General features: G+C 69.3%; 18 protein-coding genes. 3 read left to right on the forward strand and 15 right to left on the reverse strand.

Translation table 11 applies throughout. The annotated features are described in order from the left end of the window. Nucleotides 1–5: 5 nt before the first annotated feature. Complete coding sequence (locus AOM00_RS02145; RefSeq protein WP_062516225.1) at nucleotides 6–1,169, forward strand: glycosyltransferase; 1,164 nt, start codon at nucleotides 6–8, stop codon at nucleotides 1,167–1,169. On the opposite strand, the gene AOM00_RS02150 is transcribed toward AOM00_RS02145, so the two are convergent. Both AOM00_RS02150 and AOM00_RS02155 read right to left on the reverse strand, forming a co-directional pair. Then, complete coding sequence (locus tag AOM00_RS02150; RefSeq protein ID WP_082096434.1) at nucleotides 1,139–2,239, reverse strand: glycosyltransferase family 4 protein; 1,101 nt, start codon at nucleotides 2,237–2,239, stop codon at nucleotides 1,139–1,141. The two genes, AOM00_RS02145 and AOM00_RS02150, sit on opposite strands and share 31 nt — an antisense overlap. Then, nucleotides 2,236–3,348: a glycosyltransferase gene (locus tag AOM00_RS02155; RefSeq protein WP_062516227.1), complete on the reverse strand. Its 1,113-nt coding sequence runs from the start codon at nucleotides 3,346–3,348 to the stop codon at nucleotides 2,236–2,238. The genes AOM00_RS02150 and AOM00_RS02155 overlap by 4 nt, the downstream gene beginning before the upstream one ends. A 156-nt stretch (nucleotides 3,349–3,504) precedes the next feature. Here AOM00_RS02155 and AOM00_RS02160 point away from each other — a divergent pair, with 156 nt between their 5' ends. Next, complete coding sequence (locus AOM00_RS02160) at nucleotides 3,505–4,866, forward strand: hypothetical protein (protein WP_062516228.1); 1,362 nt, start codon at nucleotides 3,505–3,507, stop codon at nucleotides 4,864–4,866. A gap of 54 nt (nucleotides 4,867–4,920) precedes the next feature. Here AOM00_RS02160 and AOM00_RS02165 read toward each other — a convergent pair whose 3' ends face one another. After that, the gene (locus AOM00_RS02165; RefSeq protein ID WP_062516229.1) at nucleotides 4,921–6,342 is read right to left on the reverse strand and encodes a sugar transferase; all 1,422 of its coding nucleotides are present in this window, start codon (nucleotides 6,340–6,342) and stop codon (nucleotides 4,921–4,923) included. Nucleotides 6,343–6,503: 161 nt separating this feature from the next. Here AOM00_RS02165 and AOM00_RS02170 point away from each other — a divergent pair, with 161 nt between their 5' ends. Beyond that, the gene (locus AOM00_RS02170; protein ID WP_062516230.1) at nucleotides 6,504–7,880 is read left to right on the forward strand and encodes a tyrosine-protein kinase domain-containing protein; all 1,377 of its coding nucleotides are present in this window, start codon (nucleotides 6,504–6,506) and stop codon (nucleotides 7,878–7,880) included. Here the strand turns inward: AOM00_RS02170 and AOM00_RS02175 are convergent. The 12 genes from AOM00_RS02175 to AOM00_RS02230 form a co-directional block, all read right to left on the reverse strand. Then, complete coding sequence (locus tag AOM00_RS02175; RefSeq protein ID WP_062516231.1) at nucleotides 7,877–8,998, reverse strand: thermonuclease family protein; 1,122 nt, start codon at nucleotides 8,996–8,998, stop codon at nucleotides 7,877–7,879. The two genes, AOM00_RS02170 and AOM00_RS02175, sit on opposite strands and share 4 nt — an antisense overlap. A 142-nt stretch (nucleotides 8,999–9,140) precedes the next feature. Continuing rightward, a complete protein-coding gene (locus tag AOM00_RS02180) occupies nucleotides 9,141–9,668 on the reverse strand; it encodes a hypothetical protein (RefSeq protein WP_062516232.1) in 528 nt (175 codons plus the stop codon). Nucleotides 9,669–9,721: 53 nt separating this feature from the next. Then, complete coding sequence (locus tag AOM00_RS02185) at nucleotides 9,722–11,485, reverse strand: DUF4012 domain-containing protein (protein WP_062516233.1); 1,764 nt, start codon at nucleotides 11,483–11,485, stop codon at nucleotides 9,722–9,724. An 81-nt stretch (nucleotides 11,486–11,566) separates the two neighbouring features. Further along, on the reverse strand, nucleotides 11,567–12,568 hold the full coding sequence (locus AOM00_RS02190) for a hypothetical protein (RefSeq protein WP_156158986.1): 1,002 nt from the start codon (nucleotides 12,566–12,568) through the stop codon (nucleotides 11,567–11,569). 73 nt (nucleotides 12,569–12,641) lie between these two features. Then, nucleotides 12,642–13,571, reverse strand: a complete 930-nt coding sequence (locus AOM00_RS02195; protein WP_062516235.1) for a hypothetical protein — start codon at nucleotides 13,569–13,571, stop codon at nucleotides 12,642–12,644. 112 nt (nucleotides 13,572–13,683) lie between these two features. Then, nucleotides 13,684–15,171, reverse strand: a complete 1,488-nt coding sequence (locus AOM00_RS15130; RefSeq protein WP_228373377.1) for an oligosaccharide flippase family protein — start codon at nucleotides 15,169–15,171, stop codon at nucleotides 13,684–13,686. Further along, nucleotides 15,164–16,246: a glycosyltransferase family protein gene (locus AOM00_RS15560; protein WP_169746799.1), complete on the reverse strand. Its 1,083-nt coding sequence runs from the start codon at nucleotides 16,244–16,246 to the stop codon at nucleotides 15,164–15,166. Before AOM00_RS15560 ends, AOM00_RS15130 begins: the two co-directional genes overlap by 8 nt. Before the next feature lies 1 nt (nucleotide 16,247). Continuing rightward, entirely contained in the window at nucleotides 16,248–17,552 is a 1,305-nt protein-coding gene (locus AOM00_RS02210; RefSeq protein ID WP_156158987.1) for an O-antigen ligase family protein, read from the reverse strand. A gap of 35 nt (nucleotides 17,553–17,587) precedes the next feature. Then, nucleotides 17,588–18,646, reverse strand: a complete 1,059-nt coding sequence (locus AOM00_RS02215) for a glycosyltransferase (protein WP_169746800.1) — start codon at nucleotides 18,644–18,646, stop codon at nucleotides 17,588–17,590. 77 nt (nucleotides 18,647–18,723) lie between these two features. Continuing rightward, nucleotides 18,724–19,623 (reverse strand): glycosyltransferase family 2 protein, encoded by a 900-nt coding sequence (locus AOM00_RS02220; protein ID WP_062516240.1) that lies wholly within the window; start codon nucleotides 19,621–19,623, stop codon nucleotides 18,724–18,726. Further along, a complete protein-coding gene (locus tag AOM00_RS02225) occupies nucleotides 19,613–20,731 on the reverse strand; it encodes a glycosyltransferase family 4 protein (RefSeq protein WP_062516241.1) in 1,119 nt (372 codons plus the stop codon). The genes AOM00_RS02220 and AOM00_RS02225 overlap by 11 nt, the downstream gene beginning before the upstream one ends. Continuing rightward, nucleotides 20,728–21,756: a glycosyltransferase family 4 protein gene (locus AOM00_RS02230; RefSeq protein ID WP_062516242.1), complete on the reverse strand. Its 1,029-nt coding sequence runs from the start codon at nucleotides 21,754–21,756 to the stop codon at nucleotides 20,728–20,730. Before AOM00_RS02230 ends, AOM00_RS02225 begins: the two co-directional genes overlap by 4 nt. Nucleotides 21,757–21,791 lie beyond the last annotated feature (35 nt).

A 21,791-nucleotide genomic window follows, 5' to 3' on the forward strand; every position in this document is an offset into this window, starting at 1 on the left:
GACCGATGCGGATCATCCACGTCGCGAGCAGCCTCCGCGCGCCGCTGGGCGGCGCCGAGCTCTACTGCGTCGAGCTCGCGATCGCGCAGGCGCGCGTGGCCGACGTCGCGGTGGCGACGCCGACCATCGACCAGGCGACCCGGGACCGGCTCGAGGCCGCGGATGTACGCGTCGAGGTCCGGCCCGTCTGGCGCCCGTACCCGTCCGACGGCCGCGGACCCCACCCCGCCGCCCGGGCGCTGTTCCACGCGCTCGACACCTGGGCGGCGGTGCGCGCGCCGCGGGGCTACCGGCGCGGCGCGCTCGACGCCGATGTGGTCCACGTCCATCGCTTCCAGGGCGTGGGCGCCGGGGTGCTCCGCGCGCTCCCCGGACGGCCGGTGCTCCACACGGTGCACGACTACGCGCTGGTGGACACGCGCGCGACCGGGGCGCGCGGCGGCGTCGCGGTCGACCGGCTCGGGGCGCTCCAACGCCTCCGGACGGCGGTGCACTCGCGTGCCGCGGCACGCGCGTCCCTGCTGATCTTCCCGTCTGCCCGGACGCGGGACCGCAACCTCGCGCTCGGGCTCGACGTGCCTCCCGAGCGCGTCGCGGTGATCCCCCACGGTTGGCCATGGTCGGCACGCGCGCAGGAGGGTCCACGCGATGGCGGGCTGCTGTTCCTGGGCAAGCTCTCCGAGCGCAAGGGCGTCGCGGAGCTGCTCGAGGCGTGGGGCGACGGGATCGGCGACGCACGCCTCGCGATCGCGGGCGCGGGCCCGCTCGAGCCCCGCGTGCGGGAGGCCGATGCGGGGGTCACGGCGCTCGGCTGGCTGGACGGGGCGGCCAAGGAGGAGGCGGTCGCGCACGCCCAGGCGCTGGTGATGCCGTCGACGTGGCCGGAGAACTTCCCGCTCGTCACGGCCGAGGCGATGCTCGCGGGCACGCCCGTGCTCACCAACGCGCTCGCCGCCGGGCCGCTCATCGAGGACGGCGTCAACGGGCTCGTGGCGCCCGACCCGAGCCCCGCGGCGCTGCGCGCGATCCTCACGTGCTTCCTCGCGGACCCGGCGCTCCAGGACCGGCTCGCGGCCGGGGCCCGCGCGACCGCCGCACAGCTCGACATGGACGCGCACGTCGAGGCGCTGCTCGACCGCTACCGGGAGGCGCTGGGCGTCGAGGCCTGAGCGGGGACCTGATCCTCCTCGGTCAGCAGCGCCTCGCCGACGGCGTGCGCGCTGCGGGTCCACGAGAACCGCAGCTGGAAGGCGTGGATGGTCTCGACGTTCGGGCGCGGAAGGCGCCCCGCGGCGGCATCCACGAGCGCCGCCGCCCAACCCCGCGCATCGTCCGGTGCGACGTAGGTCGCGTCCTCGCCGCAGACCCAGCGGAACACGGGGATGTCGGAGACCACCAGGGGCGCACCGCATGCGAGGGCCTCGACCGCGGGCAGCCCGAAGCCCTCGTCGAGGCTGGGGAACGCGACCGCGCCGGCGTGGGCGTAGAGCGCCGCGAGGTCGTCGTCGCTCACGTACCCGGTCGCGACGGCGCAGCCGCGGGCGTCCGTGACGTCGCCGGAGGACGCGTAGACCGAGCCGTCCCCGCTGCCCACGAGCGCGAGCATGCCGGGCCGCACCGCATCGTCCGGAAGGGAGGCGAGCGCCTCGAGCAGGACGGCCACGTTCTTGCGGGGGTCGCGCGAGCCGACCGCGAGCGCATACGCGCCTGGGACCAGCCCGAGCGCCTCGACCCGCGCGACCGTCGCGTCCGACGGCAGGTGGCGCAGGAACACGTCGGCAGCGGCGTTGGGGGCGACGATGACGGGCGTGCCCTCGGGCGCCAGCGCCCGGACCTGAGCGGCGACAGGCTCGCTCACGGTGACGATGGCGGCGCTGCGGCGCAGGTGGAGGCGCAGCACGGCGCGGTGCAGGATGCCGTACAGCGCCGTGTACCACTCGGGGTGGTCGAGCGGGAAGAGGTCGTGGACCACCACCACGTGGCGCCGCGCGAGCACCGGCCCGCGGCTGGTCAGGGACAGCAGCGCCGCGCCACGTCCCGCGCGCAGCCCGAGCGACTGCACCCACAGCCACGCCCCCACCTTGCTCCCGCCCACCCAGCCAGGAGGCCGCGCGACCGTGACGCGCCCGGGGTACTCGCGCTGGAGCGCGCGCAGGAGCTCATGCGCGTAGCGCTGCTGGCCGGTGACCTTCTGTGCGAGGAAGGCGCCGTTGACCACCAGGCGCCGCACGGGCCTCATGCCACCACCCTCTCGCCCACCCAGCCCTCGATGCGCTGGTGGAACACCGCGGTGTCGAAGCGGCGCGCGGAGGCGGCGATCGCGACGCGGTCCAGCGTGCCCGCGGCGTCGAGCGCGGCCACCACCTCCGCCGTGTCGTCGGGGTCCACCAGGAACCCGCTCACCCCGTGCTCGACGGACTCACCGGTCCCGCCCACACGGTTCGCGATCACCGGGGTGCCCACCGCCATGGCCTCCACGGGGACGATGCCGAAGTCCTCCACCGCGGGGAACACCAGCGCCGCGGCACGCGCGAAGAGCCCGTAGAGCATCGCGTCGGAGGGCGCGATCACCACCCGCACGGGCACCGCGGCCGCGCGCGCCTGCGCCTCGAGGGCAGCGCGGTTGGGCCCGTCCCCCGCGATGACGGCGGGCATGCCGGCGGCCTCCGCGATCTCGATGACGCGGTCGAGCCGCTTGTAGTCGATGAAGCGGGACATGCCCAGCACGAACGGCCCGGGCAGCGCCGCGAGCGCGCGGGCCTCGCCCTCGCTCAGCCGCGCGTCCCAGTCCGTGCCCTGGATGCGCGCGACCGCGACGGGCGGGTAGATGACGCCGGACTCGCGCTGCCAGGCATGCTGGATGCGCTCGCTCACGAACCTGCTGTTGGCGACGATGGACGTGGCCTCCTGGGCGCGGGCGCGGTCGAGCGCCTTGAGCGGCGGGGCGAGCGTGCGTGCCACCAGGCCGCTGCCGCGGGGGTCCAGCTCGGGGACCCACAGGTAGCGCGCGGGACTGTGCACGTAGACCAGCTTGGGCACGCCGTCGGGCACCTTGATGTGGTGAGCGAAGGCGTGCGTGCTCACCAGCACCCAGTCGTAGTCGCGCCGGCGGGCGCCCATGCGCCACACCGCGGGCATCGCGAGCACCGAGGCCGCCTTCGAGCGTCGCAGCGGCGTGCGCGCGAGGGGGCTCTCGACGATGCGGCCCTGGACGCCTGCGAGCGCGCCAGGGTCGTCCACCCACAGGACCTCGACGTCGGAGCCGGGGCGCATCGCGACCAGCTCGGAGACCACCTTCTCGGAGCCGCCGAGCCGTGCGATCCACTCATGGACGATGAGACCGGTCATCGCTCGCGCCTCCGTTCCGTCCCGCCCATGCTAGTCACATACGTGCGCAAACCAGCCCAAACCAGGATGACGGACGCACCGTTCGCGGCTAGCCTGACCGCATGGCCGGATGCCCCCTGGATCGCACCGTCACCGCGCGTGGGCGTGCCCGGGGCGATGGGTAGCCGCGCCGCCACCCGCCGCGAGCGCGCCGCCGCGCTCACCCGTTCACGCGCTCGCCGCGCCCCCGGCGCGGACTCGCTGCGCCCGGTCGACCACGTGATGTCGCACCTGTTCTTCTTCCTCTTCGTCGCGCAGATCTTCTCCCCGCTGTTCGGCGGAGTGACGCTGTACCTCGAGGTGGTGGTCGCGGTGCTCCACCCGAGGTTCGTGCGCTGGGTGTGGAACCTCAAGCCCGCGCCCTACCCGCTCGCGATCACGGTCGTGACGGCTGCAGTGCTGTCCGTGCACTCCCTGTCCAACCTGGTCAAGGTGGCGGCCCTGATCATCAGCGTGCTCTACCTGGTGTTCGCGCATCGCAGCGGGCTGTTCCACCTGTACCGCTGGATCACGGTGAGCGTCGCGCTCGCCGTGGTGCAGTGGACGCTGGTCACCATCGGCACCGCGGGCTCGCGCGAGCTCGCACGCACGCTTGGCCCCAAGGCGCTGTCGGAGGCCGTGTGGGGCGAGCACGCGACGCAGACGTTCACCAACTTCTACGCCGTGATCGGCGACAGCGTCCGCGTCTCCGGGCTGTCGCGCGAGGGCGGGTTCTTCGCGTCGCTCCTGGTGGGCACGCTCATGGTGATCTACCTCGATCCGCGCAGCAGGTACCGCACGCGGCACGCCCTCACCGCGGGGCTGGGCATCATGCTGTCGCTGTCGAAGACCACCTTCGTGCTGCCCGGCCTCTACCTCCTGGTGCGCGCGCGGCGGCTCATCAACCACATCCCGTCGGGGCTCGCCGTCCTCGCGTTCTTCGCGGTGAGCGCCGGGTGGGCCGTCACCAACGAGTCGACGCTGGTCGAGCAGGGCAACAGATCCTTCCTGCACCGCTTCGGGGCGTACACCGTGGTGTCCCAGATGGACCCCGGCCAGCTGCTGTGGGGCGAGGGGTCGATCAGCGCGTACAGCGGCGATGTCGCGACCACCGCCGGCGTCCGCTTCGAGGAGTTCGCCGGCACCGGCGGGTTCCTGCTCGCGCACGGCATCGTGGGCGTCGCGCTGTGGCTGCTCGCGGTGCATGCGCTCGGGGGCTCGACCACCTCGGTGGTGTACATCCTCGGGGCCACGGTCGCGGTCTCCCCCACCACCAACCAGAACTTCGTGGTGCTCGCCTACTTCGCGGCGCTGTACCTGCTGCCGCGCTTCGATGTCGAGCAGGCCCTGGCCGCCGTCGAGCGCAAGGCGCGGGACGATGCGCGGACGGGCCCACGTCGGGGACGGCGCCTCGCGCTCGCCGCGGGAGGCGCCGGGGGCGCGGGGAGACGAGGCAGGGCCGGTGCGCCCGCCTCCACGCACCGCGTGGGGCACGGCTGACCGGGACGCCGCGCATCGTGCCCCTCCGGGTCGCGCGGCGGCCGGCGCGACGGTTCAGTACGCCCCGGACTTGCCCAGGACCGCCGCGACCGTGCGCAGGATGATGATCGCGTCGCCGCCGATCGACCAGTTCTCCGCGTAGTAGGCGTCGAGCCGGATCGACTCGGCCGGCGTGAGCGAGGACCGGCCCGACACCTGCCACAGCCCCGTCATGCCGGGCTTGACCAGCAGGCGGCGGCGCTCGAGGTCGCCGTAGTGCGCCACCTCCGCCGCGACCTGGGGGCGAGGCCCGACCATCGACATGTCGCCCTTGAGGACGTTGATCAGCTGCGGGAGCTCGTCGACCGAGTAGCGGCGCATGAAGCGGCCCAGCGGCGTGATGCGGGGGTCGTCCTCGTTCTTGTAGAAGGGCGTGAGCTCGCCACCCATGACGTCCGCCGCCTTGGCCTCGGCATCGGCCACCATCGAGCGGAACTTGTACATGCCGAACGGCGAGCCGTCCTTCCCGATGCGCTGCTGGATGAAGAGGACGGGACCGGGGCTGGTGACCTTGATCGCGATCGCGACCGCGAGCATCGGCAAGGAGATGGCAGCGAGGAGCAGCGCGGCGGAGACACGGTCGTAGATGGTCTTGGCGATGTACTTGGCACCGCGGAACTGCGCGGTGTCCACGTGGAGCAGAGGGAGGCCCTCGACGGGGCTCATGAGCACGCGCGGGCCGGCGACGTCCACCATCGCGGGGGCCACGATGAGCCCGATGCCGGTGTTCTCGAGCTGCCAGCCGATGCGGCGCGCGTCCCCGAGCGACACCTGATCCGTCCCGGAGATCAGCACGAACTCCGCGTTCATGCGCTTGGCGACGTCGACCGCCTCGCCCACGAAGCCCAGCACCGGCACGCCGCCCACCTCCTCGACGGACGGCTCGGTGCCGTCGGGGACGCACGCGCCGATCACGGCGTAGCCGGCGCGGGGCTTGCGGCGCAGGCGCGCGATCATCTGCTCGGACATCTTCACGGGCCCGACCACCAGCACCTGCGCCCGGAGGTTCCCCAGGTCGCGTTGCGCGTGGATCCACTTGCGCCACACCAGACGGTAGATGAGCAGGATCACGGTGCCCACGGGGATCGCGAAGACCAGGTACCCGCGGCTCACGTCCCATTGGGTGAGGAAGCCCACGATCGCCACCACCGCGAAGGTCCACCAGCCGGCGGCGACCACCCGCTGGAACTCCTGGGGCCCGTGGCCGAGCACGCGCGGCTCGCGGGACTTGGTGGAACCGAGCGCGACCACCCACAGCGTCGCGATCACCAGGCTCACCACGCCGTACGCGGGGGCGGAGGGTCCGGCGACGCGGTAGAGCGGGTCCCAGCCGAACCGGGCGGCGTGCGCGCCGACCATGACCAGCGCGACCACGAAGACATCCGAGACGAACAGCCGGCGCTGGTACCTGCCCGCCCAGCCGTGACCGCCGTACATGCGTTCGGCGGCGTCTACCCGGTGAGATGCACCCGTCGTCACAAACCTCACCATACCTGGATGAATCGGAACGACCACCGGAACGGCCCCGCTCCTCCCGCATCGGCCCGCCACGTGTGACAATTGCCGCAATTGCCACCAACCGGCCCCGGGAGGCACGCGTGGAGCTCGGCGACTACATCCGCATCCTGCGCAAGAACTGGGTGCTGCTCGTGGTGCTGACGGTGCTCGGCGGCGGCGTGGGCCTCACCTACGCGCTGCTCGCGACGCCCACCTACGGCGCCACAGCGACGGTGTTCGTCTCGACCTCGGACTCGGAGAGCATCGGCGACCTGGCGCAGGGCAACTCCTTCACGCAGCAGCGGGTGAAGACGTATGCGGACCTGGTGAAGACCTCGGCCGTGCTGCAGCCCGTGATCGACGACCTCGCGCTGCACTGGCCGGTCTCGAAGGCGCGCGCGCAGGTGAGCGCGAGCGCACCGCTGGACACGACGGTGATCGACGTGACGGCCGTCGACGCGGATCCCGTGTTCGCGGCCTCGCTCGCGACGGCCACCGCCAACCAGCTCATCGAGACGGTCCAGGAGATCGAGACCACCGACGCCGAGGCGGGATCACCCGTGCGCCTCACCGTGGTGCAGGAGGCCGAGGTCCCCGTGCACCCGCAGTCGCCCAAGAAGTCGCTCAACGTGGCCCTGGGCCTGGTGATCGGGATCGCGATCGGTGTGGGCGTGGCGCTGCTGCGGGCCGCGCTCGACACGCGCGTGCGCAACGAACGCGACCTCGAGCGCATCACCGATGCTCCGGTGCTGGGCGGCATCGCCTTCGATCCGAGGGCACGGCAGCGGCCGCTCATCGTGCATGAGGACGCGCTGAGCATCCGCGCCGAGTCCTTCCGCACGTTGCGGACCAACCTCCAGTTCCTGGACGCCGACCGCGCGGAGAAGAGGTTCGTGCTGACGTCCTCCGTGCCCTCGGAGGGGAAGTCGACCACCGCGGCCAACCTGGCGATCACGCTCGCCGATGCGGGGGCCCGGGTGCTCCTGGTGGGCGCCGACCTGCGCCGCCCCAAGATCGCGAGCTACATGGGCGTCGAGGACGCGGTGGGGCTCACGGACGTGCTCATCGGCCGCGTGGACCTCGCCACCGCCGTGCAGCGGTGGGGGCACTCCGACCTCTACCTGCTTCCGGCAGGCTCGATCCCGCCCAACCCGTCGGAGCTGCTGGGCAGCTCGCTCATGGAGCGGCTGGTGGACCGGCTCGACGCGGACTACGACTACGTGCTCTACGACGCCCCTCCGCTGCTCCCCGTCACCGACGCGGCCGTGCTCGCGCGGCTGGTGGGGTCGACGGTGCTGGTGGTGGCCGCGGGGCGTACCCACACGCATCAGGTGGACAACGCGATCGCCTCGCTCGAGACGGTGGGCGCGCCGCTGTCGGGACTGGTGCTCACGATGCTCGCGACCAAGGGACCGGACGCGTACGGCTACGGGCGGTACGGGTACCGCTACGAGAACACCACCGAGAAGGCGCGCTAGTCGGCCTGGGCCGCGGCCTTCTCAGCCTTCTCGGCCTTCTCGGCGGCGGCATGGGCGGCCTGCGCCGACTCGAGGAGGATCTCGAACCTGGTCCCGGCGCCATCCAGGGCCAGCTCCACCGAGGCGAGCCGCGCCGCGCGGTTCTCCACGTCCTCGCCTTCGGCCGGCGCGAAGCCTGAGGCGAACTCGCTCACCCATGCGCATCCGGCGTCGGCGACCTGGACCGCGCCGTCCCGGTAGGCCTTCTCCCTGGGATGCCACACGAACCCGTCCCGGGAGTCGAAGCGCGCCTCGGCAACCCCGTTGAGCAGCAGCGAGTACCCGACGTCGGTGCCGTCGGCGAGGTCGATGTAGCGGAGCAGACGGCCGTACTTGTCGGTGTCCTCGACCGCCTGCGGGTTCACCAGCGTGACGATGGTGCCGGCGGGTGCGATCTGCTCGACGGCGGCAAGCGCATCGTCCGCGGTCGAGCAGCCCTCGCCGAGCGTGGGCGTGTCGATCCCGATGAGGCGTACGGTTCCCAGGCTGGTCTCCACCGTGTCAGCGTCGAGCCATCGCTCGACGGTCGCGGAGTTGGTCCATGCCGCGTCCGTGTCGAAGGCCTGACCCGATAGGCGATACCCCGACTCGCGCTCCGCGCGCTCGAAGTCCTCGACTATCCGGGCACCCAAGCCATCGAGGTCGGTCGCGGCGGCCTCGAACCATCGGGCCGCCCTCGCCTCTGCGGGGGCGCCGCGGTCGAGAGCGCGGTAGGCCGGCGCCAGGTCATCTGCCGCAGCCGCCAGCGCGGTCGCGTTCGCCTGGCTGCCCGGGTAGGAGGCGGCGAGCGCCTCGAACTGCGCGACCACCGCATCCCCGCCGCCCTCGACGTACTCGGTGGGGATGGCCAGGTCCTCTGCGCTGTCGAGCCATTCCGCCCACTCGCGCATCTCGGTCCGCGCCTCCGCGGTGAGCTCCGCAGGCACGCCGGTCTCGAAGACCCGCTCGTCGGGCTGCGCCGCGGTCGCGGACGGCGCCGCGCTCGAGGGCGCCGCCGCCGACCCGCCGTCGGCATCACGGAGGGACGTGAGACCGAGCGCGATGCACGCGAGCGCGATGATCCACGCGAAAGTCTTCACTGCCTGCCCCTCAGAAGTCCGGCCGACCATCCTACGACGATCGGACGGCCCTGTTCGGGGCCTTTGTGACTAGAAGGACCAGGCTTGAGCCGGCCCGCCCGCGCCGTGCGCGAGCGGGCCGACTACCCGAGATCGGGTGCCGTCAGTGGTTCCCGGCGGAGCGGCGACGTGCCGCGATGTAGACCGTCGCGGCGCCGGCGACCAGCAGGACGCCCGCACCGATCGCGAGGCCCTGGTTCTCGAAGCCGGTGCCGGAGAGGCCACCGCCGGAGCCGGTGGTGCCGCCACCGCCGGCGACGTCGGATGCGACCACCTCGACCGAGGCGGTGTCGACGGCGGTGCCGTCGACGATGCCCGTGATGCCGATGGTGCCGACGATGCTGGGCGCGGTGACGGTGAAGTCGGACGCCCCGTCGACGAGCGGGACCTCCGAGGAGGTCACGGTGCCGGCGATGGTGGCGTCATCGCCCGCGAAGACGGTCTGAAGCTGTGCATTCGTGCCGGTGTCGGACGTCACCGTGCACGTGAACACGGTGTCGACGGGGACCTGGGTCACGCTGCACGTGAGCGCACCCTCGGGAGCCGGGTAGAGCTCTGCAGACGCCGCGAGCGCGGGACCGAGCGCGAGCGCGGTTCCCAGTGCGGCGGTGGCGAGAGTACGCACGATCATTGTTACCTCCAAGGTTGCGGCGCAAAAGACCCGCGTTGGCGGACTCGGCCACTTTAACATTTGTCCGGAATGTCGTCCTTGGAGAGCGTGTAAACATTGGGTTTCGGACCGGGTGTGGAAACAAAATGGGGGCGTAGCAGGCTGTTTACCTCGGTGCCAATATCAAATTGGAATTCCGTGGAAGCCCCCGGGGATATCTCGACGCGCACTTCGACCATGCGCCTGCCCTCGTGTATCTCGGGGGTCGCGTCAACCTTTTCCCCGTCCCGTCGGACCTCGGTGACCACGGTTCCGCCGGCGGGATAGAGAAGGATGTTGGCCGCGAAATCGCCTTTGTCCACCGACTTGCCGTTGCCGGTCACCCACGGGGGCAGCGCCGCGACGTCGCCGTCGAACGTGTGGGTCAGCGTGAGGGTGACGGCCTGCCCCCCGAGGGTCCCGTCGGAGCACACGCGGTCGGCCACGGACGTCTCGGTGTCGATGTAGTACCCGATCTTCGCCCCGGAGCCGTCGTTGATGAAGACGCCCAGCGCATCGTCCGTCTCCAGGAAGGCCCCGCCGATGTCCGTGCCCGCGAGCGCCGACTGCTCCCCCGCATCGGCCGACCACACGCGGAGGCGACCCTCCTCGACTGCGCGCTCGACGCCGCCCAACGCCGTCGCCTCGCCCGAGACGATGCTGGCGAACAGCGCCGCGGACGCCTGGGCGAAGAAGCGGTCCTGCTCCTTGGGATCGGGGTACTTGAGATAGGCCTCGTTGAGCAGGATCCGCGCAGCGTTGCCCGTGCGGAGCACGAAGTCGCCCACCTTGACGGGCTCCGCGCCCTTGAGCATCCAGCCGAGCGCGACCGGGTCGACGGACACGACGCCATCCACCGGGTCGCGGCCGTCGGCCTCCCAGAAGCGCGTGAGCATCTCCGCCGCGCGCGGGTACTCGGGGGTGAAGGTGACGTCCTGGGGGAACATCTGCATGCGGTCGGTGAAGATCCGTGCCTCGTCGTCGGTGAGGCCGCCCACCCCGTCGCGGTTGACCAGCTGCGAGGCGGCGACATAGTCGCCCAGCGCGAAGCGGCCGTCGTCGACGGTGAGCTCGAGGACGGCGCCGGGGATGCCGCCGGTGGCACGCGGCTCCGCGTTGTTCTGGACCATGACCAGATAGGTGCGGGGCTCGTCGGCGCCCAGCATCGCGGGGAGCAGCTCGGTGGCGACGCGGCCGCCGTGCACCAGGTCCCCGAGCGTGCGCATCTGTGTGCGCAGGTCGACCACGCGCGCGGCGATGAGGTCTGTGGTGGAGGCGAGGTCGAGGGCAGCCAAGGCGTCCTCCTGGGCGCTCAGCGCGTCATCGGCCTCTTGTAGAGGTGCGGTCGCCGCGTCGAAGAGGTGCGGGTCGATGCGCCCGTCCGCGAAGGCGGGCACGTCGAGCGCGTCCATGACGCCGGGCTGCGACAGCGGCTCGAGGACGTCGTCGGCGAGTACGGTCGCCGCCTCCCCCACGGCGACGATGGGCGCGGCCTGGTTCCTCACCCACGGCAGGTGCGCGGCGATCCACCAGTGCGGGCCATCGGTCGCGCCGGCGAGGTCATGGGCGGACTGCTGGAGGGCCTGGACCTCTTCGCTCAGAGCCGCTGCGTCGCGGTCGCTCAGTGCTTCTTGTGCCGCGGTCGCATGCTGGTCGACCTCCCGGGCGGCACCCGCGAGCGCAAGGGCGTCCCACGCGAGCGCGACCGCCCAGACGAGGATCGCGACGATGAGGCCGGTGATCAGCCAGGGCCAGACGCGGTGGCGTGACTTCCGGTCAGCCCTGGGGGTGTCGCTCATCCTCAGCCCGACCTCCGCGGTATCCCTGTGCCAACCGGACGTTGAGGTCAGACTAACCGGACGTTTTGGAAAGCAGCGCTGCTACCGGACGCGGCGTCGCACCGCCCCGGCGACATCCGACACCCACTTCTTGGGCGAGTTGCGGGGGACCCCCAGGCGAGAACCAAGATGCGCAACCCACGCGGAGTCCTCATAATTCGCGAGTGCGAGCGCCTTCGACTCACTGGTCAGGTCTCCGTAGAGCCGGCGAAGCCCATACCTCTTCTCCGCTGGGACGTGCCACAGGGCTCGCCCGAGGTCGACCTCGCCGACGTTGCGGAACTTGAGGGGCTGAGTCCACATGCGGCGCACCGCCTGGGGATCCGCGAGAGGCCCCGCTCCGAGTTGCGCGTAGGCCGCGCTCAGCACGTGCGCCTCCTCGAACGCAAGCGAGTTGTCGGCGCGGTGTGCCTCCATCAGGCGGGCATACACGTCCTCGGCAGCCTCAACGAGCTCCGGCAATCGACCGGTCATCGCCGCGACAAACTCACCACCGCAGTAGTCGAACGTCTCTTGGCCCAGAAGGTCGGCCAGCTCCTCGGTGCTGAGCCCGTTCACCCGGTGCGCGTGCTCATATCCGACGGGCATAGTCACCACGCCGGCCTCCTCGATCTCCCGCCAAAGCCCATCAGCCGCGCCGGCAGTCGACCAGGCGATATCGCTGTCAAGAACAACAAAGGGCTCATCGGCGTCCGAAGTGCTTGCGATATGCGCCAGAACATCGAGGACGAAGAACTGGTTGCGCCATCGATCTGTGAACGTCGACGGGGGCTCGTGCTCATATTCGATCACCGAGATGGAAACGCCCGCATCGGCAAGCATCGCGGACACCTGCGCGGCAACCTGGGAAGCATCCGCATCCCACTCCCGGTTGAGTACCAACTCGAGCCGCGCGTCCGGGTTCGCCCGTCGCGCAGTCGCGAAGAACACCCCGATGCAGCGACGGTAAACGTCCCGAAACGACTCGTCCCGAGTATCGCCAGAGACTTGCGCATAGTTGCCGACACCGCTGTCGTCGGTATGGAACCAACTCAGAATTCGCAATGCTCAGCCCTCTTGTTGCGGGCGCGACTGCGAAGATCGACTAGCACTGCATACCCCACTTGCTCCCGCCGCACTAGGAAGCGACCGTCGAGTTCATCGCCCGCGCCAGGGCAGCCGCTTCGTAGTCGCCACCGGATGTGAGCGGCACCCACCTTCCGGCATCGGGGATCTCGTGCCACCAGGGCGAGCGCGCCAACACTGCCCCGCGCGACGCCAGGGCCGCGGTGAAAGAGAATGACGACGGCGCCGGGACCAGAAGACGCGCGGCGACCATGTGCGCGAAATCTGACTCGCGCGTTCCATCACCGATGACTTCTACGCCCCCGGGGAGCGCATCTCGCAGTTCTTCCGCCGCCTGCGCACCTTGAGTGAAGACCAAGTACCTCGTGGCGGCAACCGCCTTGTCACTTTGTAGCTTCGCGATCACTTCCGCGTACCACTCAGGAAGGACCCAGCGCGCCGCATGCGCATTGGGGTCGATGTCGCCCCGCCGCATGTGGAGAGCAACGTACGGCGGCTCAGATTCGAGCCTGCGGATACGGTCACCTGCCACGCCATTGAGTGCACCTTGGCGCAATGCTTCCGACGCCGGCGTCTGGTCGTAGCGCAGCTGATCAAGCGCGAACATGAAGGAGCACGGGCCGCGCCTGCGCCTGACGGCGGAAGTCACCGCGTTGGCAAGAATCACCGCAGACCCAGGGTCGCGCTCGTCTCGTACCGCCGGTAGACGTACGGTGCGCCCCAGCGCAGCACCCGGCTCCACCGGCAAGCGCAGCAGCTCGGGGTCATTCTGCGTCATCGTGCCGCCTAAATAGCGACCGCCAAGGTCGCGCGTCCAGAGCAGCCCGCTCAACCAGGATGAGACCTGGTGGCCCAGCATCGCGAAAGGGTGCGGCTCCGAGATGAAGGTCGATTCCGCGATCCACTCGCTCTCACGGGGGGTCCGCTCGAGCAAAAGCGGCGCGGGTCCCTGCTGCGCGCGCGCGCGCGAATTGCTGTGCACTTGCGCTCGCACTCGGATCCTGGTGGGCAGCGTCTCTAGCCGGTGTTTTCGCATCTACCTTCCACTTCCCTTTCTGAACATACGTGCGTGGCGCCAGCCCGAGTGAGGCTGCTCACGCGATCGTCTTCCCCATGACTCCATAGCGCTTCGCAATCTGATAAGGCGGCAAGCGATGGCGGAAGGTCCAACACACTCCGATCGTGGCGGCGAACATCGATCCCAGAGCGACAATCGTGGCGCCGGCGCCGTAGTCCCCGAAGGCTCGCCATAGACCGAATGCCGCGCCGCCTGTCAACGCCGCGGCGCTCGCCGCGCCTAGATACCTCACCGCAAGGGGCCTCAACGGTAGGTATCCACCTCGGCTAGCAAAATAGATGTCCACCGTGTGCTGACCAGCGAACGCGGCCGGGATCGCAAGAACAGCGGGCCATACGCTGCCGACTACGACCGCGGTTCCTGCTCCGGCCACTTGGATGCTGAGCCCGGTCAGCTGCTCAGAAAGGATCCACCTGCGATTGCCGATGGCCTCAGCAGCTGCAGCCAGCACCATCGTTGATATCTGCAACCCGCCAGATACGACAAGCACGGCTGCGATCGGTTGCGCCGCGTCCCATCCATCACCCAGAAGTAGCGGCATCGCCACAACGACTCCAACGGCCGCAAACGACATCACCGGCCAGAGCAGCCACGAGATCAGCGCGAGCATGTCGACCCACACCCGTCTCGCACGTTCCGGCGACGCAATATCGTGCCGGAACTCCGGGTAGACCGACTGAACGATCGCGCTCTGGAGTTGCTGGATCGGCACACTTGAGACGACGTCTGCTCGGTTCCAGTAGCCCAAAGCGGCGACGCTTGATGCGTGACCAGCCGCGAACTTGCCGATGAAGCCCGAGACGAACCCGATCATCCGGCTCGAGACGATTGTCGCTCCATACTGCGCAAACGCCGATATCCGTACTGGCGCGCCAGGCACGCGCCAGTACGGCCGGAGAATAACCGCAAAGACCAGAAGCGATATCACCTGCGCTGCGAGTGCGGATACGGCGAGCGCTAGGGCCTGATGCCAATGCAGCACGGCGGACACGCCGACAACCATGCCGATCGCATTCGCCGCCACCATTCCAATAGCAAGCGAACCGAAATGCCCTATACGTCTGACCAGCGCGGCTGCGACCCCACTCAACGGTCCGATTGCAACGTTGAGCGAGACGAACCTCAGCACAGGCTCAGCCTCTGGCGCATCCCACAGCCAGGCCCAGAACGGCGCGCTCGCGTACATCGCTGCACCAGCGATCGCTCCGACCACCGCGGCACCACGCCACAAAGCACCCAACGCCGGCCTTGTCACACTCTCCGTGCGCCCGGCGAGTGCAACCACGGGACCGGTCGCAACCGTGCTGAACAGCACTGCCGAGGAGAGCGCAATGGCGTAGGCACCAAACGCATCCGGACCGAGAGCTCGCGATGTGATCGCCGCATAACCAAGCTGCAGAAGCGCGGACACCAGGGTCGCGCCGTAGATGCTGGAGGCGCCTCTCGCGATGCGCTTGGCGGTCGACGCCGTCGAGGCCGTGGACGCCGCATTGCGACTAGACATGAACGTCCACGGGAGTGCGCACAGACCAGATTCGAGCCGCAGAAGCGACGTCGATCGAGGCCCCCGCTGCGTTGAGCATGTGGACGAACTGATCGTCGAAACGCAGATGCGTCCATGCGTGGCTTCGGCCCACAGCCATGGCACGAAGCCGATCCTGCGGGCCGGTTCGCTCGAGGTAATCGACGATCGACCGCACCAGTTGCGACGGCGACGTCGCGAGAACCATCGCTTCTCTGACCGGGTCCGAGAAGATCTCGTCGAAACCTGGGTGGAGAGTCGTCGCATGGACGGAGCCTGCCGCAAGCGAGATCGCCAGCCGATCCGAGTGGTAAGAGTGCTCGCTTGCGAAGTGGTCCCAATTCGCGGAGATCCAAGCTGAGCGGATGGCTCTCTGCTGGTGATCGAATGGCAACGGCCCGAGGGCACCCGGTCCGGACCAGCCTCTGCCATAAATGGCGCATTGGTCGCCGAGAGCATCTTGAAGTGCGTCCACGAACGCGATGCGGTCGCGCCAATCGGGTAGGCCGCGGAGCCTCGGAGTGTTGCGGTGGGCGATCACGACGACGTCATGGTCCCGGCCTGCCGAAGCAGGAGCTCCTTCATCAGGGAACCGGTCGGGGTCGAATCCCCACTCCAGGTACCGCACGTCGCGGACGCCGATCCTGGTGAAGTTCTTGGGGAAAGTGGAGCGGCCTGAGACGAACACGACGTCCGCTACACGACCGATCGCTCGAGCTTCGCGTGGCAGCGCGTGCAACGGCCACCGAAAAGGATCACCTTCGTGGTAGACGAGGACAAAGTCGGCAAGTGATCGGAGTTGGCGCATCGCGTCACGATCAAGTCCCGTGCCACCAAGATGCTGCATAAGAACGATCGTCGGCCTGAACTCTCGGACAACGCTCGCGAGTGCGGCGAACGCGGCGCTTGGGCTTTCTCCCCCGCGAACGCGGTGAAGGAGGCTGAAAACCTCGCCAGCCTCGATCCGGCCGGACGCTGCCAACTCCCTCAGCGCTCGCCGCTGGGCAAGCTGCCGCCACGACCCGACTTCATTCGGTACGTATAGAACGCGTGCCACGTCAATGACTCCCCACCAGGCGCCGACTTCCCGGCAGCTTTCGATATGTGCTTGCCGTGCGCGAAGAACCCAAGTGGTCCGAGACGAAGGGCGCCGCCAATCCGCACACCAGCAGCGGCAGCACGTACCAAGGCCAGGAATACGCCCAGCCGAAAACGGTGACGGCAACCCACGCGCCTGGAAGCCACGGGGCGACTCCGGCTCGCAATGCGAGTCGCAATGCCGCGACGAGGAGCCAGAACAGCAGGATCAGTCCGATCAGCCCAGCGCGCAGGAACACTGAGACGTACCAATTATGCGGAGAGAACTCGACCCATCGTCCATTCCCCTCGAAACGCCCGAATCCCGAACCGAACGGGCGCCCGAACATGACTACCGAAGCACCCCGCGAGAACGCGTCAGAAACAAGTGCGCTCCAGCTGGCCGTGCGGCCCTCGTAAGTCCCCGAGCTAGTAGCCGACTGAACGAGCTGCTCCGGGAGGCTGCCAAGTGACCCCGCCGCATACGCAATCGCCAGCGTAAGCGCGCCCACGCTGGCGCTCGCGATCGCTGTCGCCCTCTGCTTCGCGCCCAGGCGGACGAAGATGACCACAAGGCCCGCGACGATGGCGACAGTCGCGGTTCGTTGCTGCGACAACACCAGGGTAGCGAGCCCCAAGCATGCAACGACGCGGGTCCACCGCGATGACGGGACGTCGCCGGGTGTGAGGAGCGCCAGCGCCGAGATGCCGAGGATAAGCGCCTGGCCGGAAGTGAGAATGCGCCCCGTCTGGACCACTTCTCCAGAATCGCTGATCAAGAGCGCATCTGCGCCGCCCAACCCATAGCGAGCGCCGTGGTAAATCGCGATCACAATGAGTCCGACGACAACCCACGTGGCGTAGCGGCGCATGAGCCACCCGAGCGCCTTCCCATCCTGGTAGCGGATCGAAGCGGCCCAAAGGAGCGCAATCGGCACCGCGACGAAGCCTCGCGCTTCGACCACCACAGTTCCGAGGTCGCCACCGACTGCACCTGCAAGGAAGCTGCCAACGAACGCAAGCAACAGGAGTGCGGTCGCAACGTGGAAACTGCGCGGTACAAGACGCCCCCGCGTCGCGGCTACCGCCAGCGCTCCCGCCAGCACCAGGACGATCACGTCATCGAGGTAGATGGTGAAGCCAAGGACCCCCGCGACCCGCGGCGCCTGCGGCGATTCCCAGATGATGGCAGGAATCACCGCGGTGAGCGCAAGCCCGAGGCCGGGGTAACGCACGACTGCCGCCACCGCGATGCAATACATCGCCAGCGCCCCCATCGCTAGCATGCCCAACCACGCCTGCCCTGCCAGGGCCGCGCCGTTCACGCTGATGCCGCCGATCGTGCGCCACCGACTACACGCGCGTAGACGCCGGCATACTCGCGCGCACCCCGCGATGCGGAGAAGTCAGGGTGCGCGCGATCGTGCGTGCGCCCCTGCGCCAGCGCCAGTGTCAGGGCCTGCCGCCATCGTCGGACATCGAGCGGGAGCGAGGTGACGCCAACGAGGTCTGCCGCCCAGCGCAGTCCGGGCACATCCGAGATCACGCATGGCACGCCGACCGTCAAGGCCTCAGCCAAAGCGACTCCCATGCCTTCGTGGCGCGAGGGCATGAGGTAGACACCTGCTCCAGACAACCAAGGGATGGGGTCACCGGGCCCACAGTGAAGGAGAAGACCGTCACGATCCAGTTGCGCGAGGAGTTCCTGTTCGCGCGGCGACGCGCCAGAAGTGTCTCCGACGAGCGCCAGCGGGATGCCGCTCCCCACCAGTGCTTCGAGCGCGAGCACATGGTTCTTGATAGGTGACATGTTGCCGACGATGACCGCGTGGCGAGTCGGCGACTGCACATCTGCGACGTCTGAAAAGTCGTCGGCGACCCAGTTGTAGACGACTTCGCACTCACGTCCGAGAGCGCGCTCCTGCGACGCGACGTCAGGTGATGGCGCGACCAACGCCTCGACGCGGCGGTCCCCCAGCAACGCCTGCGCTCGCCGCGACCAGCTTGCCTTCCCCGTCACGGGAAAGACATTGTGGATGGTCCTGACGATGGCGCTCGCATCACGGGAGCCACGTACCGCGTTGATGTAAGCGCCCTCGGTGTGGATGTGCACCACGTCCGCCCGGTGGTTCGCGACGGCACGGCGAAGCGCATCCACGCCGGCCCGGACACGGATCGAGGGAATCGTGTCGAGTTCGTAGCCCGCGGCCTCGAGCTCGGGAGCGAACGGGTGATCATCGCCTTGGCCCACCACGACGTGCGCTGTATGCGCCGGCCAATACGGCGCCGCGGACACGAGCATCCGCTCCATTCCGCTCGGGCGCAGTGGCCCCATCAGATGCAGGATGCGCAACGGGGCGTCCTGCATGCCGTGGACCATGGGCGAAAGCCTATTGCCGGTCGTCCACCGCATAGTTTCGTCGGCCCTTTCGCTCTCGTGATCAGAAGACGTCGCCGTCACGCTCGATCCTCCGACGGTGCGCCAAGGGCAGCCGGCCGAGCGGCTCCGAAGCGACTTCCCGCCCGCATGCACCACTTGGCGTAAGTCGCAGACCACCAGAACGGCCATGCGATCGGAGCCAAGCGTCGAAGGATCCGAGCCGTTGAGCGCGGATTGCCTCCGCCCTTGACTCCCGTGAAGCCGCGCCACGCCTCCGACGCACTCCGATAGTGCGGCTCAGGGTTGCGCGCACATGTGCCGTAGGTGCCAGGCGCGAGGAGCGCCGGGACCCCGGCGCGCGCCGCGCGCGTCGCGAGATCGATGTCCGCGAGCGCATGGGAGAAGCCGCCATCGAGCCCGCCAAGCGCAGCGACGACGGTATCCGGCACGAGCACGACGTTGCCGTTCATGGCATCGACAGGCTCCGGATCCGTAGCCGGCTCCACGAGCGCGAAGGCGAGCGGGTGCGCTCCGGACCGTCGCATCCCCCCATAGGTGACCTCCCCCGATTCTGGATCGCGGGTCGAGCCGACGAGGATCCGGTCCGGGTTATCGGATTGCACCTTCAGGAGCCGAACCAGCGCATCGGCATCCGCATCCACGTCGTCGTTGAGCCAGAACAGCGTGTAGCGACGTGCGTCGAGCTCCTTCGCCAGGGCGATCGCCCGCGCCTCGGACGCCTGCATCGATGCGGCCCAGAACTTGGAGCCGTCGCCACGCAGCACCTCCGTGCGCGCGCCGAACTGGCCCTCAACCGCATCCGCTGTGCCGTCGGCTGAGCCGTCGTCGAACAGGACGGCTCGAGCGTTGAGGCCGCCGGCGTCGGCCGCCACGAAGAATCTCTCGAGCGCGCGCAGCGTGAGCGCACGCCTGTTGTAGGAGGCCAGGATGGCGATGAGGACATGGTCAGGACGCATCGAGAGCTCCTTCTATGCCGCTCATGAACCGCGCGGCCATCGCCTCGATGCTCAGGAGATCGTCGCTTCCCTCGCACGCGGCCCGCAGCCGGGCGTTCAGTGCGCGGTCAGAGAGCACCGCGCTCAGCGCTTCGGCGTACGCGGACGGCGAGTCGTGAGAGGTGACCGAGTTCTCCGAGGTGAGGTACGCCCGTTCCGGCGCATGGCCGTGCCAGTCGGTGGTCACCACCGGAACGCGCGCAGCCAGCGCATCGACTGCAATCAGACCCACCCGGCCGGGCATGGCGAGTGCATCCGCGGAGGCGAATGCGATCGCGAGCTCGCGCCCGAACGCCGGAGGCCGCACGTGCATCCAGGGGCGCTCGGCAGCGAGTGCCTGGAGGTCCGGCCCTGCCGGACCCGCGCCTAGTACCACCAGGGAGAAGCCTTCGACCTTCGGCGCGACCTCCTCGCACGCCCGGACAAGGAAGTCGAGGCGCTTGGACGAGTCGAGGCCCCCGATGAAGACAGCAACAGGGCCCACGCCCAGGCCCTCTCGGAAGCGAGCCACCTCATCCGGCGTGAGGTCGCTCAGATCTGAGCGCAGGGAACGTGTGTCGGTGGTGTTCCACAGGACCGTGCACCGGCCCTCCGGCACGCCGGCGCGTGCCGCAGCCTCGACACTGTCTTCCGTGTACCCGAAGAACCAGGTCGCACGCCGCGTCAGCGCGTCCAGCACCCCGCGAGAGACGCGGCCGGAGGCTCGCGTGAAGTCACGGCCGTGCCCCCACATGGCGATGTTGCGTCTGCCGCGCAACACCGCCGCGTAGACATCGAGATTCCTCCGCGCCTGCTCGACCACCACCAGGTCGGATTCGGCGAAGTGCCGCGAGGTGCGTCTCATCCCGATCCGGCGACCCGCGATGCGGATCTCGCGCTGACGCAGCTCCTCGTCAACCTGGAACCCGTCACCGTCTCGGCGCGCCGCCTGCGCGCCCTGCGGCGTGCCGGCGACGATGCGCAGGTCGATTCCGCGTTCCGCCGCCAGCCGACGCATCTCCCGGAACAGGGGCGCCCGATACCTCGGAACGTACTCCTGGATGATGGTGACGATCGCAGGTGTGTTCACGCTCGCACCCCTGCAACCTCTGCCCAGGCCCTTCCGAAGACCGCAGGAGAGTGCGCGGCGGCGAACGAGTTTTTTGCCGCCTCACCGAAGGCCGTTTGCTGCTCGGCATCGGCGAGGAGGGTTCGCACCGCGGCGACCAGCGCTGCAGCGTCACCCGCGCGCACAAGGCGGCCGTTCTCCCCGTCGACGATCAGATCGCGGATCCCACCGACGTCGTATGCGACCACCGGCACACCGTAGGACATGGCCTCGACGATGGCGAGGGGCTGGGCCTCGAACGCATACGTGCTGGGGAACACCATCACCCGACTCTGAGAGAGCAGAAGGTCACGCTGCTCGGCATCGATGGGGCCGAGGATGGAGAGGCCGCGCAGCCCCTCTTGGCTCGCGCGTGCTCGGAGCTCCTCGAGCTGGCCGTCGTAGGACGGCGCCCCGCCCAGCGAGAACTCGACGTCCGTGAACTCGGGGCCAAGCTCCCGGACCACCTGGAGGTAGTCGTCGAAGCCCTTGTCAGGGATCAGGTTGCCAAGGAAGATCACCTGCGCGCGTGGCTGCGCCTCGGACTTGGTCGGATCAGGCATGGGCGCAGAGTTGGCGATCACCTCGATGCCCCCCGCGCCAGCGCTGCGGGCATCGTCCGCCAGCGATTCCCCGAGCACCACCGTCCGACGTGCGGCACCGAGCAGGAAGCGTACGGCCCGTCGGTGGAGCGGGCTCCTTGCCGCCAGCGCCGCCCAGCCGTTCGTGTGGAGGTAGTTCACCACGTCTGCTCGCCGTGCTCGCAGCACGGCGGCGAGCACCACGTCGACCATGAAGGAGAAGGACCGGTTGGTGGCGAAGAACACCACCGCATCGGCGCGCGACGGGGCCCCAGCCTTCCACACCTTGGCCACCAACCTGATGGCGGCCCCCACCTTCCTGAGCTCGAAGCGCCCGACCTGAGACACGCTCGAGGAGAACTCTCGGCCGACGACGGCGACCTGGGCACCGTGGGACTCAAGAGCATCGACCAACCGCTGCGTCATGATCGTGGATCCATGCACCGGGGGCGGAAGCTGCG

The organism is Demequina gelatinilytica, assembly GCF_000971115.1.
In the GTDB taxonomy this organism is placed as follows: domain Bacteria; phylum Actinomycetota; class Actinomycetes; order Actinomycetales; family Demequinaceae; genus Demequina; species Demequina gelatinilytica.

Coding starts and splice junctions, on each gene's coding strand:
- AOM00_RS02145 (WP_062516225.1), top strand. CDS start 6: ATGCGGATCATCCACGTCGCGAGCAGCCTCCGCGCGCCGCTGGGCGGC.
- AOM00_RS15130 (WP_228373377.1), bottom strand. CDS start 15,171: ATGTCTAGTCGCAATGCGGCGTCCACGGCCTCGACGGCGTCGACCGCC.
- AOM00_RS02230 (WP_062516242.1), bottom strand. CDS start 21,756: ATGACGCAGCGGTTGGTCGATGCTCTTGAGTCCCACGGTGCCCAGGTC.
- AOM00_RS02160 (WP_062516228.1), top strand. CDS start 3,505: ATGGGTAGCCGCGCCGCCACCCGCCGCGAGCGCGCCGCCGCGCTCACC.
- AOM00_RS02185 (WP_062516233.1), bottom strand. CDS start 11,485: ATGAGCGACACCCCCAGGGCTGACCGGAAGTCACGCCACCGCGTCTGG.
- AOM00_RS02220 (WP_062516240.1), bottom strand. CDS start 19,623: ATGCGTCCTGACCATGTCCTCATCGCCATCCTGGCCTCCTACAACAGG.
- AOM00_RS02215 (WP_169746800.1), bottom strand. CDS start 18,646: ATGGTCCACGGCATGCAGGACGCCCCGTTGCGCATCCTGCATCTGATG.
- AOM00_RS02150 (WP_082096434.1), bottom strand. CDS start 2,239: ATGAGGCCCGTGCGGCGCCTGGTGGTCAACGGCGCCTTCCTCGCACAG.
- AOM00_RS02180 (WP_062516232.1), bottom strand. CDS start 9,668: ATGATCGTGCGTACTCTCGCCACCGCCGCACTGGGAACCGCGCTCGCG.
- AOM00_RS02210 (WP_156158987.1), bottom strand. CDS start 17,552: ATGCTAGCGATGGGGGCGCTGGCGATGTATTGCATCGCGGTGGCGGCA.
- AOM00_RS02165 (WP_062516229.1), bottom strand. CDS start 6,342: ATGTACGGCGGTCACGGCTGGGCGGGCAGGTACCAGCGCCGGCTGTTC.
- AOM00_RS02155 (WP_062516227.1), bottom strand. CDS start 3,348: ATGACCGGTCTCATCGTCCATGAGTGGATCGCACGGCTCGGCGGCTCC.